12 protein-coding genes are annotated in these 15,950 nt (G+C 64.2%); 8 read left to right on the forward strand and 4 right to left on the reverse strand.

From position 1 onward, the window contains the following. Positions 1-98 precede the first annotated feature (98 nt). Positions 99-1,514, reverse strand: coding sequence for a prephenate-dependent tRNA uridine(34) hydroxylase TrhP (gene trhP / locus ACUY1T_RS01995; protein ID WP_446020037.1), 1,416 nt, complete (start codon positions 1,512-1,514; stop codon positions 99-101). Positions 1,515-1,849: 335 nt separating this feature from the next. Between trhP and queC the strand changes: the two genes are divergently transcribed. Genes queC through ACUY1T_RS02015 form a run of 4 tightly spaced genes read left to right on the forward strand, consistent with a single transcriptional unit; the run spans position 1,850 to position 4,408 of the window. Then, the gene (queC, locus tag ACUY1T_RS02000; RefSeq protein WP_446020038.1) at positions 1,850-2,614 is read left to right on the forward strand and encodes a 7-cyano-7-deazaguanine synthase QueC; all 765 of its coding nucleotides are present in this window, start codon (positions 1,850-1,852) and stop codon (positions 2,612-2,614) included. Continuing rightward, positions 2,614-3,258 carry a 7-carboxy-7-deazaguanine synthase gene (gene queE / locus ACUY1T_RS02005; RefSeq protein WP_446020039.1) on the forward strand — a complete coding sequence of 215 codons (645 nt, stop codon included), beginning with the start codon at positions 2,614-2,616 and terminating at the stop codon, positions 3,256-3,258. Before queC ends, queE begins: the two co-directional genes overlap by 1 nt. Next, positions 3,258-4,103 carry a 6-carboxytetrahydropterin synthase gene (locus ACUY1T_RS02010; RefSeq protein ID WP_446020040.1) on the forward strand — a complete coding sequence of 282 codons (846 nt, stop codon included), beginning with the start codon at positions 3,258-3,260 and terminating at the stop codon, positions 4,101-4,103. The genes queE and ACUY1T_RS02010 overlap by 1 nt, the downstream gene beginning before the upstream one ends. After that, positions 4,100-4,408 carry a YkgJ family cysteine cluster protein gene (locus ACUY1T_RS02015; RefSeq protein ID WP_446020042.1) on the forward strand — a complete coding sequence of 103 codons (309 nt, stop codon included), beginning with the start codon at positions 4,100-4,102 and terminating at the stop codon, positions 4,406-4,408. The genes ACUY1T_RS02010 and ACUY1T_RS02015 overlap by 4 nt, the downstream gene beginning before the upstream one ends. A 2-nt stretch (positions 4,409-4,410) precedes the next feature. Here the strand turns inward: ACUY1T_RS02015 and ACUY1T_RS02020 are convergent, their stop codons facing one another. The 3 genes from ACUY1T_RS02020 to ACUY1T_RS02030 are packed head-to-tail and all read right to left on the reverse strand — an operon-like array spanning position 4,411 to position 9,494. After that, the gene (locus ACUY1T_RS02020) at positions 4,411-8,346 is read right to left on the reverse strand and encodes an AAA family ATPase (protein ID WP_446020044.1); all 3,936 of its coding nucleotides are present in this window, start codon (positions 8,344-8,346) and stop codon (positions 4,411-4,413) included. Between the two features lie 30 nt (positions 8,347-8,376). Further along, positions 8,377-9,012: a tRNA isopentenyl-2-thiomethyl-A-37 hydroxylase MiaE gene (miaE, locus tag ACUY1T_RS02025; protein ID WP_446020045.1), complete on the reverse strand. Its 636-nt coding sequence runs from the start codon at positions 9,010-9,012 to the stop codon at positions 8,377-8,379. 2 nt (positions 9,013-9,014) lie between these two features. After that, complete coding sequence (locus ACUY1T_RS02030) at positions 9,015-9,494, reverse strand: DUF1289 domain-containing protein (protein WP_446020046.1); 480 nt, start codon at positions 9,492-9,494, stop codon at positions 9,015-9,017. A gap of 252 nt (positions 9,495-9,746) precedes the next feature. Here ACUY1T_RS02030 and acnB point away from each other — a divergent pair, with 252 nt between their 5' ends. The 4 genes from acnB (at position 9,747) to ACUY1T_RS02050 (ending at position 15,923) form a co-directional block, all read left to right on the forward strand. Further along, positions 9,747-12,350: a bifunctional aconitate hydratase 2/2-methylisocitrate dehydratase gene (acnB, locus tag ACUY1T_RS02035; protein ID WP_446020047.1), complete on the forward strand. Its 2,604-nt coding sequence runs from the start codon at positions 9,747-9,749 to the stop codon at positions 12,348-12,350. A gap of 373 nt (positions 12,351-12,723) precedes the next feature. Further along, positions 12,724-13,332 carry a porin family protein gene (locus ACUY1T_RS02040; RefSeq protein WP_446020048.1) on the forward strand — a complete coding sequence of 203 codons (609 nt, stop codon included), beginning with the start codon at positions 12,724-12,726 and terminating at the stop codon, positions 13,330-13,332. Positions 13,333-13,462: 130 nt separating this feature from the next. Further along, on the forward strand, positions 13,463-13,951 hold the full coding sequence (rraA, locus tag ACUY1T_RS02045) for a ribonuclease E activity regulator RraA (RefSeq protein WP_446020049.1): 489 nt from the start codon (positions 13,463-13,465) through the stop codon (positions 13,949-13,951). 100 nt (positions 13,952-14,051) lie between these two features. After that, a complete protein-coding gene (locus tag ACUY1T_RS02050; RefSeq protein WP_446020050.1) occupies positions 14,052-15,923 on the forward strand; it encodes a glycerophosphodiester phosphodiesterase family protein in 1,872 nt (623 codons plus the stop codon). The last annotated feature ends 27 nt before the right edge of the window (positions 15,924-15,950 follow it).

The following is a 15,950-nucleotide window of genomic DNA, read 5'->3' on the forward strand; positions in this document are numbered from 1 at the left end:
CGTCGTACTGCAGATGCTTCCTGCGGTACAGAGAGGGCGGCCGCTTGGCCGCCCTCTCTCGTGTCGAACCGATCCTGGTGAGATGAGATCCGCCAGGCTCAGCCCTTCAGGTCGCGCATCAGCAGTGCGAACTCGATGCGTTCCGGCGCGATGGCATCTCCGGGCACAGGGATGCGCACCACATGGCCCGAGCCGGGTGCTGCCTGCACCGATTCGCCATGCTTGTTCTCGATGTGCTCGAGAGTAAAACGCCGGTTGCCACCAGGCAGCATCAGCTCCATGCCATCTCCCTTCTCGAAGCGGTTCTTGACGTCTACTTCCAGCACGCCGCGATCCGGGTCGTAGCCGATTACCTCGCCGACGAACTGCTGATGCACACCCACCGAGTTGCCGCGCTCGTAGTTCTGATACTCGTCGTGGACATGGCGGCGATAGAAGCCTTCCGTATAACCACGGTTGGCCAGGTTATCGAGTTCGTCCATCAGGCGCATGTCGAACGGCCGCCCGGCCACGGCGTCGTCGATGGCGCGACGATAAACCTGGGCGGTGCGCGCTACGTAGTAGTGCGACTTGGTACGTCCTTCGATCTTGAGCGAGGTCACACCCATCTCGGTGAGCCTGGGCACGTGCTGTACGGCACGCAGATCCTTCGAGTTCATGATGTAGGTGCCATGCTCGTCCTCGAAGATCGGCATCAGCTCGCCCGGCCGGGTGGCATCCTCGATCAAGGCGGAAAGCTCGTCCTGCCCCTCCACGCCACCGGCCGTCGCCGTGCTGTGAGTGGTACTGCCGCCGCCCGAGGCGATCAGGCCGCCCTGGCCGGGTGTCCAGACACCACTTGCGGCATGCGCCGCCGCCGAGTTGGCCGGCACCAGGTCGCCGGTCTCGTCCTGTGCCGCGGCCACGGTGTTGTACTGCCAGCGGCAGGCGTTGGTGCAGGTGCCCTGGTTGGGATCACGGTGATTGAAGTAACCGGAGAGCAGGCAGCGCCCCGAATAGGCGATGCAAAGCGCGCCGTGGACGAAGGTCTCGATCTCGAGTTCGGGGCACTCGGCGCGGATCTCGGCGATCTCCTCCAGCGATAGCTCCCGCGACAGGATGATGCGGCTGATGCCCTGCTTGTACCAGAATTTCGCCGCGGCCCAGTTGACCACGTTGGACTGCACCGAGAGATGGATCACCTGCTCGGGCCAGCGCTCACGGATCATCATGATCAGCCCTGGGTCTGACATGATCAGTGCGTCGGGGCCGGCCTCGATCACCGGCTCCATGTCGCGCAGGTAGGTCTTGAGCTTGCTGTTGTGCGGCGCGATGTTGGAGGCCACGTAGAACTGCTTGCCCCGCTCGTGAGCGTAGGCGATGCCGCGATGCAGGTTGTCGAGCTTGAAGTCGTTGTTACGCACACGCAACGAATAGCGCGGCTGGCCGGCATAGACGGCATCGGCGCCATAGGCGAAGGCATAGCGCATGTTCTTGAACGTCCCCGCCGGGGAGAGCAGTTCGGGAGCTTTCATGTGGGGTCACCGTTGTCAGGACGATGGCGAGTCACTGCCTGAAAACTGGCTGCGCTCGGCCATACGGCGTTAAAAATCGACTCAAGGTACTCATTTACCTCCCGTAAACTCCGTCCTTTCGTCGATTCTTGCCTTGTCTGGCCTTCGCTCTCCGACTTTTCAGACAGCGCCTGGGCGCTGATATGGGGCTGGATTATAGCAGCATGCGCGCCGCACCAGCACCACCAAGCCACGTGCACTTGTCTTTCCGGTCAAGTAGAATGATGCGCGCCGGACCGGATCCCGGCACCCCGCCATGGGCGGGAGTGATAAATTCTCCGACTCAGAGTCTCACTATGCCCAACGCTTCCCCCAACGCCTCCGTGGTGATCTACTCCGGCGGCATGGACTCCTTCACCGTCCTGCACCGCGCCCTGCGCGAGGAGCGCGAGGTTCACGCCCTCTCCTTCGACTATGGTCAGCGCCACGTCCGCGAACTCGAAGTCGCCGCCAGGGTCTGTCGCACGCTCGGCGTACCGCACCAGGTGGTCGACATCCGTGCAATTCATGGCCTGATCGACAACTCGGCGCTGACCGATGCCAGCCGCGACATGCCGGAAGGCGACTATGGCGAGGAGAACCTCACCACCACGGTAGTGCCCAACCGCAACATGGTGCTGCTTTCGCTGGCCATCGCCAAGGCGGTGAACATCGGCGCAGGAAGGGTCGATTACGGCGCCCACGGCGGCGACCATGTGCTCTACCCCGATTGTCGCCCCGAATTCGTCGACGCCATGAACAGGGTGGCCGGTATCGCCAACTTCGAGCCGGTCGAGATCCATGCGCCTTACCTGCGCTCCAGCAAGGCAGAGATCCTTGCCGATGGGCTGGCCATGGGACTCGATTATGCCGACACCTGGACCTGCTATCGCGGCGAGACACTGGCCTGCGGCCGCTGCGGCAGCTGCCGTGAACGGCTCGCCGCCTTTGCCGCCAACGGCGTGGTCGATCCTCTTGGCTATTCACAGCGGCCCGAAACCACCGCATCACAGCGACCCGAAACCGCCGCATCTCAGCCGCCCGATACCAACGTCGGCGACTCAGCGGGAGGTAACGGCTGATGTACCACGTAAAAGAGGCTTTCTACTCTTTGCAGGGCGAGGGGGCACGAGCCGGGCGCGCCAGCGTCTTCTGTCGCTTTTCCGGCTGCAATTTGTGGTCGGGGCGCGAGGTGGATCGGGCAAGCGCCGCCTGTCGCTTCTGCGATACCGATTTCATCGGCACCGATGGGCAGAACGGTGGGCGCTTCGTCGATGCCGACACACTCGCCGACCACCTGACGGCGCTATGGCCAAATCAGGACGCTATGGCCACGCCCTATGTGGTATTCACCGGCGGCGAGCCGTTGCTGCAACTCGACGAGGCACTGATCGGCGCCATGCATGCACGAGGCTTCGAAGTGGCGGTGGAAACCAACGGCACCCTGCCTGCCCCCGCCGGTATCGACTGGCTGTGTGTCAGCCCCAAGGCTGCCACTTCCCTTGCGCTGACGGCCGGCGACGAACTCAAACTGGTCTACCCTCAGGCGGAGGCTCCTCCCGAGCGCTTCACCGATCTCGACTTCCGGCATTTCTTCCTGCAGCCCTTGGATACCGCGCCACTAATTGACGCAACCAACCACCTGGACAAGACCGTGGCCTATTGCCTGTCCCATCCCCAGTGGCGGCTATCGCTCCAGACCCACAAGATCACGGGAATCGACTGATGACTCTATTCGTCAATCGGCTGACCCAGCTCGACGCTTCGCTGTGGTGCCCGCAGCGCGGCCTGATCGGCGTCAGCTGGTTCGTCGATGCCGAACTCGACGGTGAACTCGGCGAGGATGGCATGCTGTTCGACTTCGGCCTGGTCAAGCCGTGGATCAAGACGCGCCTGGACGCCGGTGCCGACCATACACTGCTGGTGCCGACCCGTGCCCCCGGCATCAGCATCAGCGAATGCAGCGAGGGAATTTGCGTTCGCACCTCGCTACCCTACGCGATGGAGGTTCGCGCACCTCGCCAAGCCTTTACCTTGCTGCCCTGGCAGGAAATCACGCGCGAGCGGCTCGCCGACTCTCTCGCCCGGGAATTGATGAAACGCCCGCCTCCCCGGGTCAGCGACATACGCCTACGGCTGCGTGAGGAATCCATCAAGGAAGCCGCCTATACCTACAGCCACGGGCTCAAGCACCACGCCGGCAACTGCCAGCGCATCGCCCATGGCCATCGCTCGCGCCTGCACGTGTGGCAACGCGGTGAGCGTTGCCCGGCGCTGGAAGCACAGTGGGCCAGCCACCTGAACGACCGCTACCTGGTGGATAAAGCCGACATCGTCAACCAGGTCGAGCCCGAAATTCGCCCCAGCCTGACCAGCCGCTACCGCGCCGAGCAAGGCCGCTTCCAGCTGAGGTTGCCACTGGAACGCTGCATCCTGCTCGATACACCGACCACGGTCGAATACATCGCTGCCTGGTTGGCACGGCAAATCGCAGAAGAGACGGGAAAGCCCACCCGGGTGCAGGCATTCGAGGGGATCGACAAGGGCGCGATTGCCGAGGCCAAGCCGTGAGCCCCGGCTTAGGCAGCCAGCCGCACGAAGCAGCGGGCACTCCGCGGGAGAAGGGCTGCCGACCCGGCTGCGGCGCCTGCTGTATTGCGCCCTCGATAAGCTCAGTGATACCCGGCATGCCCCACGGCAAGCCGGCCGGTGTACGCTGCGTGCAGCTCGACGCGAACAACCTTTGCCGACTATTCGGCGATTCACGCCGGCCCGCGGTCTGTGAACGATTCGCCTTCGACAGCGAGCTTTGCGGCGAGGACCGCACCGAGGCATTGCAGCGTATCGCCCTACTCGAGTGCGGCACCTCGACCTGACCCTAGCCGTTGCCGACGACCATGCGCCCAACTGCACTGTTCGACTGAGGTAGCTGACGATCGAGTAGCGTACGCCATCGAATCAGCACCGGCGCATCGCTATGACTCACGCTGTCGAGCAGGGTCCGAAACTGTTCGCGCTTGGTTTCATCGTGATTGTCGATCAGCGTCAACCACGCCTCCAGCGCACACAACTCCTGATGGCGATTTTCGTGCAGGAGAGCGCACTCCAGTGCCTGCTCCACCAGCAGTCGTATCTCATTCGCCGGACGCCCGAGGCGGTGGCGAACACGTGCGAGCTGAACCGCCAGTTCGGAGGCGAACAGAGTGCTACGCTCGCGTGCGATCATCAGGCATTGATCCAGGTAATCCTCGGCCCGGGGCAGCTCGTCCAGCGCCAGGCAGGCGTCGCTGTACCACAACGTGGGGCGGTGATAGCGATCACGGCCGGTGATCTCACCGAGTTCCTCCTGCGCCAGCTCCATCATCGACAGGCCATCGCGATCGCCCGATAGCGCCCGACGCCAGCCAAGAATACCCTGGGCCGACACCTGCCACAGGTGCAGATCGGGGGTTTCGGTCAGGGCCACGGCCTGCTCGGCGCGGCGCGCCGCCAGGTGAACATGGCCGAGCTGACGGTAGAGCGCAGCGGCAAACAGCAGCGCCATGGCCAGCGAGCCGGGATGCCCGATCCTCTCGGCCAGGCGAATCGCCGCTTCGACCTGCTGCTCGGCGCGCCGGTAGTCGCCGCGCAGGCAGATCGCCCAGCCTTGGAAACAGGCTGCGGCCACCTGGGGATGTTCGGAAAATGGCAGCCACTCGATGATCATCGGTTGTTCCAGCGGCGCGATCTCATCGAGGTGTTCATAGGCCTGCCGGATGCGTCCCGCCCAGTATTCACAGTTGGCCCGGGCATAGTCGGCCAAGCGCTGGTAACGGGGATCCTCGAGCCGGCCGGCAATGGAAGCCAGGCTGGCGGCGAGCGAGAAGGCATCGGCATGAGCATGACGCTGGCTGCAGCCAACCCACAACCCCCACTTGACCAGGAAGGCCTGCTCCAGATCCTCGGCGTCTTCGGCATGACAACCTCCGTTCTGCACCAGCAGTTCGCGGGCGCGTACGAAGCTCTCATGGGCGGTTGGCGAACCGTGCCCCTCGAGGGCGAAGGCGGCCTGGCCGCGCACGGTCAGCAGGCTGATCTCGCGCTCCGCCTGGTTCTCGACGTGACGCAGGCTGGCCAGGCCGAAATCGGCCATCTTCAGCGCGGTTCGGTTGGCGCTGACCTTGAGCGCCTCGCGCGCCGCCAGTTCGAAGTAGCGTGCGCCGCGAGCATAGTGACCACTGCGCCGCAGGTGGGTGGCGAAGTCTCCCGGGTGCCGGCCGATCCACATCGGGAAGCGCTCCTCGATGAGGCTGACCACCTGACGGTGGATACGCACCCGAACATCGCGAGGGCAAGAGAGGTAGGCCGCCTCCTGCAGCAACTGGTGACTGAACTGGTACTCGCGACAACCGCCCTCGCCCCCGGCGGGCTCGATGATCTCGAGTCGGCGCATCTGCTCCAGGGCGCGGTTGAGCTGAGTCATGTCCCAGCCACTGCACTCGGCCAGGAAGTCGAGGCGGAAGCGACGCCCTAGTACGGCAGCGACATGGGCTACCTCACGATCGCCATCGAGTTGATCGATACGTCCGGCGAGCAGACCGAGCAGGCCACGGGGCAGCTCATCGAGGTGCACGCTACGACCTTCGCGCCGATCCATTTCCAGGCGTCGGCAGATCTCCTGCATATAGAGCGGGACGCCATCACAGCGTTCGATGATCTGACCGCGCAAGCGAGGGCTGAGGTGCAGCCGGTAGCGCCGGGCCAGTTGCGACAGCAGCCGTGACGACTGCATCGCATCGAGATGACTCAGGGTGACCTGCTGATCCCAGTGCAAGCGCGTGGGCAGGGCCTCACGGCCATGGTGGCTGGCGACCAGCAAGAAGGCGCAGTTGATCGGCAGGCGCGCCTGCAGGCCTGCCAGCACGCGGAACGACGGTTCGTCGAGCCACTGCAGGTCGTCGATCATCAGCACCTGGGTGCGCTCGACGGCCTGTCGCTCGATGGCCCGGCACAGTAGGGCCACGACCAGGTCCACCGCTTCGCCGCTCTTGGCCAGTTGCGCCACCTCAGGCGACTCCCTGACGCCCAGCGCCTCCTCCAGCAGGTCCAGCTGTTCCGGGCTCAGCGTGAGTTCACACTGGCTGACCAGGTCCACGAGCCCCTCCTGGTCGAGCTTGCCGTCGAGCCGCCAGCGCAGCAGCGTGCGAGCCACGCCGTAGGGCTCCAGTACCGACAGGCGGGTGGTGGGCTGCCAGCAGATGGCCGCGTCACGGCTCAGCTCGAGCTGGCGAAACCCGACCATCAACGCCGACTTGCCCATGCCGGATGCGCCCCGGACCAATACGCTCTGGCGCAAACCGATGCCGGCGCGCGCCAGGGCATCGCGCAGTACGCGCAGCGATGCCTCGCGACCGACCAGACTCGGCGGCATGGCATCACGGCCGCCTTCGTTGTGGCCCAGCACCAGCGCGCGCAGCCGTACGCGGCCATCGCTCGCCACCAGCCGCGAGGAGAGACGCGGCTGCAGGTCCAGGGCCGGCGGCATGTGCTGGCTTGCCTCCTGGGAGATGACCAGCTCGCTGCCCTCGGCGGCGCACATCAAGTCCAGCGAGCCCTGGGTCACCTGGCCCAGCGGGTCGACCAGCTGACGCTCGGGCAAATAGACGACACGGCCACTGTTGAGGCCGGCCGCCAATTCGATGCGCGGAGCTTCGCCTTCGCCGCTCCAGTGGCGCGCCACCTCGTCGGGCAGCACTCGTCGGCAGTGCTCGTAGAGTGCCACCAGTTCGGCCAACTGGTGCGCCGGGCCATGGGTGCCAAAACAGGCCAGCCCCAGACCGCCGGTCGCCCCGGGCAGCCAGAAACCTCCCAAGTGGTGGCATTGCTGCTCCAGCCAGCGCATCAGTTCGATCTGCAACGCGAGGCAGGCGCGGGTCTCGTCGCGGGCAGAAAAATCGCCCTTCACCCGCAGGCGGATGGCCATCACCGACAGCTGGCGCTGCTCGATCTCATCCTCGCGCAGCGGCGAGCTTCCCGCCGCCAGCGTGCGTGAGAAAGCCCCCTGCGGCGACAGGCTTTGCAGATCGGGATTGCCATCCGACCAGTAGCGCGCCAGCTGCAGGAAATTGGGCTCGGGCTGCTGGCCGGAAAGTGCCAGCAGCTGCAGGTAGGCGTTGTACTGCTCGTGGGCGGCAGCCAACTGGCCCTGCTCGGCGAGCTGGCGCACCAGGCGCCCATGGAAAGGCCCGTAGCCGGAGAAACGGCTGACCAGGGTCTGCAACAGCGCATCGGGCACTTCCTCGCTGCGCTCGAGCACGCCCTCGGCAAAGCGAATCACGCGCTGGCGCCATTCGTTGCGCAGCTGCACCAGCCAGCGCTGGAATTCGGTGCAAGCCGGCAGTTGCAGCTCCTCCACCAGGTCACCACGATAGCGCCGCAGAAGCTGTTCGAGAGTCGCCACGTCCTGCGCGCCTTCCAGCAGTTGCTGAAGTTCATGCAGATCGAAGCGCCAGCTCTCGGGCCGGCGGAAGGCGATGGTCTGGCGCGAAACGACCAGCACGCGCTCGGCCTCCTCACCCAGCGACTGGCGCAGGCAATGGAGGGCATGGCGAAGGTTGGTACGTCCCGAGGAGAGCCCCTGATCAGGCCATAGCAGCTCGGCCAGGCTGGCCCGATTGACTGGCTGTTGGTGCAACAGCAGATAGACCAGCAGCGCCTTGACCTTGTCATAGCTGAACTGGGTCAGTACATCATCACCCAGTGCCAGCGAGAACTGGCCGAACAACGCTAGATGATCACCTTCGCTGTTATGCACGATTACTGAAGCGTCCTGCATGACGGAACCCTGCATGGCAAAGTGGCGGCATCAAGCCGGCACGCCACTATGGAAACGAAACGCCGTGTCCGGCGTGACTATTAGTTGTGCTTCGCATTCGGCAAAGAAATCCACCCGCTTGTCAATGGGACCCGACGAAAGATACCGCGCCAGCATGAGGTAATCTTCGTAGTGCCGTCCTTCCGACTTGACCAGCGAGCGATAGAAACGGGCCAGCTCGGTATCGAGGTGAGGGATCAGCCTGGCGAAACGCTCGCAGCTTCTCGCCTCGATGAAGGCCCCTATGATGAGAATATCGACAAGTCGCTCCGGTTCTTGAGGACGGATGTGCTGGCGCAGACCTTCGGCGTAGCGTGAAGCACTGAGATGGCGGTATTCGATGCCTCTCGTCTCCATCAGCTTGACCACCTGTTCGAAATGCAGCAGCTCCTCGCGCGCCAGCTGTGACATCTTGGTCAACAGCAGCGGTTGGTCGACATAGCGATAAAGCAGGCTCATCGCAGTCGAGGCAGCTTTCTTCTCGCACTGGGCGTGGTCGATCAGCAGCAGTTCGGGATTGTCCAGCGCCCACGCGATCCAGGCATCCGGCGTAGGGCAGGCGAGGAAGGCGAGCAGGCCCGGCGGCAGCTCGACGTCTGAGTGGGTGGCTTCGGGGGTCTCGGACATTTTCAGGCTCGGTATTCTGGATCGGGCAAGCAACGATGGGGAATCGGCGTCTGGCTCGGGCGGCGACGCTCGCTCGCCTCCTCCAGTAGCTGCTCGCTGAGTCGTGCATGTAGCTCGGCAGCGCTGAGCCCGGCGACGCTCTGCTGCGGCACCAGGCCGTAGCGCTGCAGCTCGCGGATGCGATCGCGGCCGACCCGCAGCAATTCCACCGCCCGCGACAGCGGCGGCTGCTCGGGGCGAAAGCGAATGCGGTAGCGTTGTAGCTGCGCTTCCAGACAGGCTTCGTCTGCGACGTACAGAAAACGCCCGGCCACCCGCTCGCGCAAGGCATCCAGCTCCGCCATGCGGCTATCGCGCTGAGCGGCGGACAAGGCCATCCAGCCCACGATCTCGTCGTCCGTTCGCTGGCAGCCCCGGCACACCGGATCGCCCAGCGTCGTCGAGCAGAGCCCCACGCAGGGCGAGGCGATACGTGCGCACATCCCACTCTCCCATTGTTCACTCGGCCAATGGTAACGCGCCCTGCCTTGGGTGGCACCCTGTAGTTCAGCAAACATTGCGACGACCAAAGTCTAGGACCCCGCTCAACGGGGCCAACTTAACATTGTCGACAGTTTCCCGTAGAATCGCGCCACCCAGTGACTACGGTTGTTCCCCCGCCAAGGCAGTCATTTCGCCGATCTTCATCGCCGTATCGAACTGCTTTGGGCAACACACCAGATGAGGGCCCCAACGTGCTTGAAGCCTATCGCCAACATGTCGAAGAACGCGCCGCCGAGGGCGTCCCGCCGAAGCCCCTGAATGCCGAACAGGCCGCCGCGCTGATCGAACTGCTGAAGAACCCGCCCGCTGGCGAAGAAGAGTTCATCCTCGATCTGCTGACCCATCGCGTTCCACCGGGCGTCGACGAGGCCGCCTACGTCAAGGCCGGCTTCCTCACCGCCGTCGCCAAGGGCGAGGCCGAGTCTCCGCTGGTCGACAAGGTACACGCCGTCAAGCTGCTGGGCACCATGCAGGGCGGCTACAACATCGCCACCCTGGTCGAGCTGCTGGACGACAGCGAACTGGCCAAGGAGGCCGGCGAGCAGCTCAAGCACACCCTGTTGATGTTCGATGCCTTCCACGACGTGGAAGAGCGCGCCAAGAACGGCAACGCCGTGGCCAAGGACGTGATGCAGTCCTGGGCCGAGGCCGAGTGGTTCCTGTCCAAGCCGGCGCTGGCCGAGAAGATCACCCTCACCGTCTTCAAGGTGCCGGGCGAGACCAATACCGACGACCTCTCCCCTGCTCCGGATGCCTGGTCGCGTCCCGACATCCCGCTGCACGCCAACGCCATGCTCAAGAACGAGCGCGAAGGCATCGTGCCGGAAGTACCGGGCACCACCGGCCCGCTCAAGCAGATCGAAGAAGTGAAGGCCAAGGGCTTCCCGGTTGCCTACGTCGGCGACGTGGTCGGCACCGGCTCATCGCGCAAATCGGCCACCAACTCGGTGCTGTGGTTCTTTGGTGACGACATCCCCAACGTACCCAACAAGCGCGCCGGCGGCTTCTGCTTTGGCGGCAAGATCGCCCCGATCTTCTTCAACACCATGGAAGACGCCGGCGCCCTGCCGGTCGAGATGGACGTCTCCAAGCTCGACATGGGTGACGTCATCGACGTCTATCCCTACGAGGGCAAGGTGTGCAAGCACGGCACCGACGAAGTCGTCTCCACCTTCGAACTCAAGACCCAGGTGATCCTCGACGAGGTACGCGCCGGCGGCCGTATCCCCTTGATCATCGGTCGTGGCCTGACCGGCAAGGCGCGCGAATCGCTGGGCCTGCCCCAGTCCGACGTGTTCCGTTTGCCCGAGCAGCCCAAGGATACCGGCAAGGGCTTCACCCTGGCCCAGAAGATGGTCGGCAAGGCCTGCGGCATGGAGGGCGTGCGCCCAGGCATGTACTGCGAGCCGAAGATGACCACCGTAGGCTCCCAGGACACCACCGGCCCGATGACCCGCGACGAGCTCAAGGACCTCGCCTGCCTCGGCTTCCAGGCCGACCTGGTGATGCAGTCCTTCTGTCACACCGCTGCCTATCCGAAGCCGGTCGACGTGGAAACCCACCACACCCTCCCCGACTTCATCATGAACCGTGGCGGCGTCTCCCTGCGTCCGGGCGACGGCATCATCCACAGCTGGCTGAACCGCATGCTGCTGCCGGACACTGTCGGCACCGGTGGCGACTCCCACACCCGTTTCCCGCTGGGCATCTCGTTCCCGGCCGGTTCAGGGCTGGTGGCCTTCGCTGCCGCTACCGGCGTGATGCCGCTGGACATGCCGGAATCGGTGCTGGTGCGCTTCAAGGGCAAGCGCCAGCCCGGCGTCACCCTGCGTGACCTGGTCCATGCGATTCCCTACTACGCCATCAAGCAGGGCCTGCTGACCGTGGCCAAGGCGGGCAAGAAGAATGCCTTCTCCGGACGCGTGCTGGAAATCGAAGGCCTCGAGGACCTCACCGTCGAGCAGGCCTTCGAACTCTCCGACGCCTCCGCCGAGCGCAGCGCCGCCGGCTGTACCATCACCCTGGGTGAAGCGAGCGTCAGCGAATACCTGAAGTCCAACATCACCCTGCTCAAGTGGATGATCGCCAACGGCTACGGCGACAAGCGCACCATCGAGCGCCGTATCCTGGCGATGGAAGAGTGGCTGGCCAACCCCAGCCTGATGCGCGCCGATAAGGATGCCGAGTACGCCGAGGTCATCGAGATCGACCTCGAGGAGCTCAAGGAGCCGGTACTCTGCGCGCCGAACGACCCCGATGATGCCCGCCTGCTCTCCGAAGTGGCCGGCGAGAAGATCGACGAGGTGTTCATCGGTTCGTGCATGACCAATATCGGTCACTTCCGCGCTGCCGGCAAACTGCTGGAGAAGCAGCCCGCCGGTAGCCTGAAGACGCGCCTGTGGCTGGCACCGCCGACCAAGATGGATCAGCACCAGCTCACCGAAGAGGGCTACTACGGCATCTACGGCCGCGCCGGCGCACGCATGGAAATGCCGGGCTGCTCGCTGTGCATGGGCAACCAGGCCCGCGTGGCGGCCAAGAGCACCGTGGTTTCCACCTCCACCCGTAACTTCCCCAACCGCCTGGGCGATGGTGCCAACGTCTATCTGGCGTCCGCGGAACTGGCAGCGGTGGCCGCGGTGGAAGGCCGCCTGCCGAGCGTCGAGGAATACCAGCGTTACATGGGAGAATTCGACGCCATGGCCAGCGAGATCTATCGTTACATGAACTTCCATGAGATCGAGGAGTATCAGAACGCCGCTTCCAACGTGATTCCGGTCGCTCAGGAAGCCTGATATCCCGGATTCTGATAGAATCAGGTTCGACTCCGATGCTCGCAACATCGACGGTGCCCCTGTCAGGTACCTGAGCCGATGAACGAAGCGCCCCGCTGGGGCGCTTTTTTTTTGTGCCCCCTCTCCCCTCGCCTGCCGTCACTTTCGTCGCCGCTCGACGACGCTTCGCTACGTTATTTTACCTGGCGCCCCTTGAGAGCCGTAGGCGCCGAGGCTACGTTTAGAAAGCCTGCATGCGTTGAACCGGGTCGCCATGTCCGACTGCGCATGACTAGAAAAGAGGGATTTCAAGGCTGGGCTTCACAACAAACTCGCCAGGCATGAATCTGGGAGTTGCCGTACAGGCCCGAGGGACTTTTCAAGGAGTCAGAACATGCCAACCAGAACGCTCCTCACTACAGCACTGGCATCCGCTTCACTACTCGTTGCCACCGGGGTACAGGCACAAGCCGGCCAGCCCCATGAACGGTATGCCTATCTCGGCCTGGGTACCGGCTTCAGCTCGCTGGAAAACGACCGCGAAGACGTGGACAATTTCATTGAGAGCGGCAGCAGCGACTTCGATCTCGATGACGACGACAACGTCTGGAAAGCCTTCGCCGGCTACCAGTTCAATCGCTACCTGGCCGCCGAGGCCTTCTATGCCGACCTCGGGCGTGTACGGCTACGCGGTACCGATGGCGCCAGCACCGACCTGGAATCCAGCGCCTACGGCGCCAGCCTGGTCGGCCAGCTGCCGATCACGAGCTGGTTTACGCCGTTTGCCAAGATCGGTGCCGCCAGCTGGGAGACGGAGGTGAAAGGCAACCTGGGGGACGCCGAACTCGACCTGCAGGACAACGACGGCTTCGATCCGGTCTACGGCCTGGGCGCCCAGTTCAACTTCAACCCGGTGCTGATTCGCGCCGAGTACGAGCGCTACGATTTCGACAGCGACTACACCATCGATACCTTTACCGCTTCGGTAGGGCTTCGCTTCTAATCCCCTTCCCCTGCTTTCCTCCGACACCGGGCCCCGCCCGGTGTCGGCCAAGCCTGCGACGAATCGACAAAGGCCCGGCCGAACGAACCATGGCATCATTCCGACCATACCCCCAGGCAAGGAAATTTCGATGAGCGCGATCATCACGCCCGACATCTGCGACGCCCACCCGGACGTACAGGTGCTCGATCCGATCTTCGTCAGCTTCGGCGGCCGCGAGGCCTTCTGCGGGCCGGTGCGCACCATCAAGTGCTTCGAGGACAATTCCCTGGTCAAGCAGGCCGTTAGCGAGCCTGGGGAAGGCGCCGTACTGGTGGTCGATGCCGGTGGCTCGCATCGCTGCGCCATGCTCGGCGATGTCCTGGCAGAGCAGGCAGTGGATAACGGCTGGTCGGGTGTCGTGATGTACGGCTGCGTACGCGATGTCGACATCCTGGCCGAGACGGATCTGGGCGTCCAGGCGCTCGGCGCACACCCGCGCAGGAGCGAGAAGCGCGGCGAGGGAAGCCGCGACATTCCGGTCACCTTCGCCGGCGTTACCCTGCGCCCGGGCCAGTGGCTCTATGCCGACAACAACGGCATTCTGGTGGCCGAAGAGCGCTTGCCTCTCGACACTTGAGTGCTCACTTGAATTCGCTGGCATCTCAGTGGCACTTGCTTACCAGGCTGCCACGGTGCCACGCTAATGGCATGAACCTTCACCGAAAGCTTCCATATCGATGACGTCACTAGGCGTGGATGTGCTGCGCAGCCTGCGAGAGCACCTGCGTCCGCTGGTGGCGTATCATCTTTTCTTCACCCTGCTAGCCTCGAGCCTGTTGCTGCCGGCCGTCGCCTGGACCCTGACCGGCCTGCTCAGGCGCTTCGACCGCCCGGTCGTCACCAATGCCGCCTTGCTTGACCTGTTGCTAAGCCCTGGGGGCGTGCTGTGGCTCCTGGCGGCCACCGGGCTCACTTTCCTGATTCTCTACCTGCAGCAGGCCGGCATGATCCTGGTGGCGGTAAAGCGTCGCGATAACCATTATCAGCTGGCCTTCATCGCCCTGTGGCAGACCCTGCGCCGGCTACCCGCCCTGGCCAGCCTGGTCGTGCTGCAGGTAGGCGCACACCTGCTGCTGTTGCTGCCCGTCGCCCTGCTGCTGGGCTGGCTCTACGAATGGATCATAGGCGGCCTCGACCCCTACTACGTGCTGCGCATGCGCCCGCCTGCGCTGTGGTATTTCCTGGCCACCGCCGCGCCGTTGGTCCTCGCCTGGGTTCTCATTGCCGCCTGGCTCTACGTACGCTGGATCCTGGCGCTACCGGTGGCCACCCTGGAAAATCTCTCGGCCACTGCCGCACTCAGGCGCAGCCGTGAGCTGACTCGCGGCCACCGCGGCAGGGTCGCGGTGGTCGTAATCTTCGTTCTGCTGATCATCGTTGCCCTGCCCTTTCTTGCCAGCACGCTCTTCGACCGCGTCTTCACACCCATGCTGTGGTGGCTACCGGAGCAAAATACGGTACTGATTCCTGCCATGCTGGCCTATGTGACCGGTTATGTGCTGGCAACGCTTGCCATCACCTTCATCGGTATCGCGGCAAACGCCCTGCTCTCGGCCTGCCTTTACCTGCGCCTCGCCCATCGTGAGCCACGCCCCGCCCCACCGCCACCCGATGCACACCCGGGCCGGCTCGCCTGGGGTGTCGAACTCACCGTACTGCTGTTTGCACTGGCCCAGGCCTGGTGGATCGTCAACAGCTTCGAGCTGCGCGATGATGTCGCCATCATCGCGCATCGCGGCAGTTCGATGGCCGCACCGGAGAACACCCTCTCGGCCATCACACGGGCAATCGAGGATCGCGCCCACTATGTAGAGATCGATGTGCGGCTGACGGCCGATGGCGAGGTCGTGCTCTACCATGACCGCAGTCTCCAGCGGCTGACCGGCGAGCCGCGCAACTTGCAGGACATGACCCTCGCGGAGCTGCGCGAATTCGATGTCGGCAGCTGGTTTGGCGACGCCTTCGTCGGAGAACGCATCCCCACTCTCGACGAGGCCTTCGCTGCGGTGCGCGGCAAGAGCGCCCTGATGATCGACATGAAACCGGACCCGGGAGCGGAAGCCGATTTGGTGGAAGCCGTACTCGACGCGCTGCAGCGGGAAACCGAAGCGCGGCGTGAGTGCCTGGCCCGGGTGAACCCAGCACAGGCCGCCCGCTGCGGCAGCCCTGACGTCAGCGGTGAGACACGGCTGGCGGTGATGTCGGCCAGCGTACTGGACATGATCAAGGAGCGGGAGCCGGAGCTGCGGGTGACCCTGCTGGCCCAGCTGGTGATGCCGGGAACCCTCGATCGACGCAGTTTCGACGCCCTGGGGCTGCGCCACAACCGCATCACCGACAACGAGATCCGGCTGGCGCGTGAGCTAGGCTATGAGGTGCACGCCTGGACGGTGAACGACCGGGCGCGCATGTCGCAGATGATCGATCTTGGGGTGGACGCCATCATCACCGACTATCCGGATCGCCTCGCCGAACTCATTCGCGACCGCCGCGAACTGAGTGACGGGGCGACCCTGCTGGTGAAACTACGCAACTGGCTACGGCGTTGATGCCCGGACGGGCGTCAACGGAACAAG

This window comes from Billgrantia sp. Q4P2 (assembly GCF_052806135.1).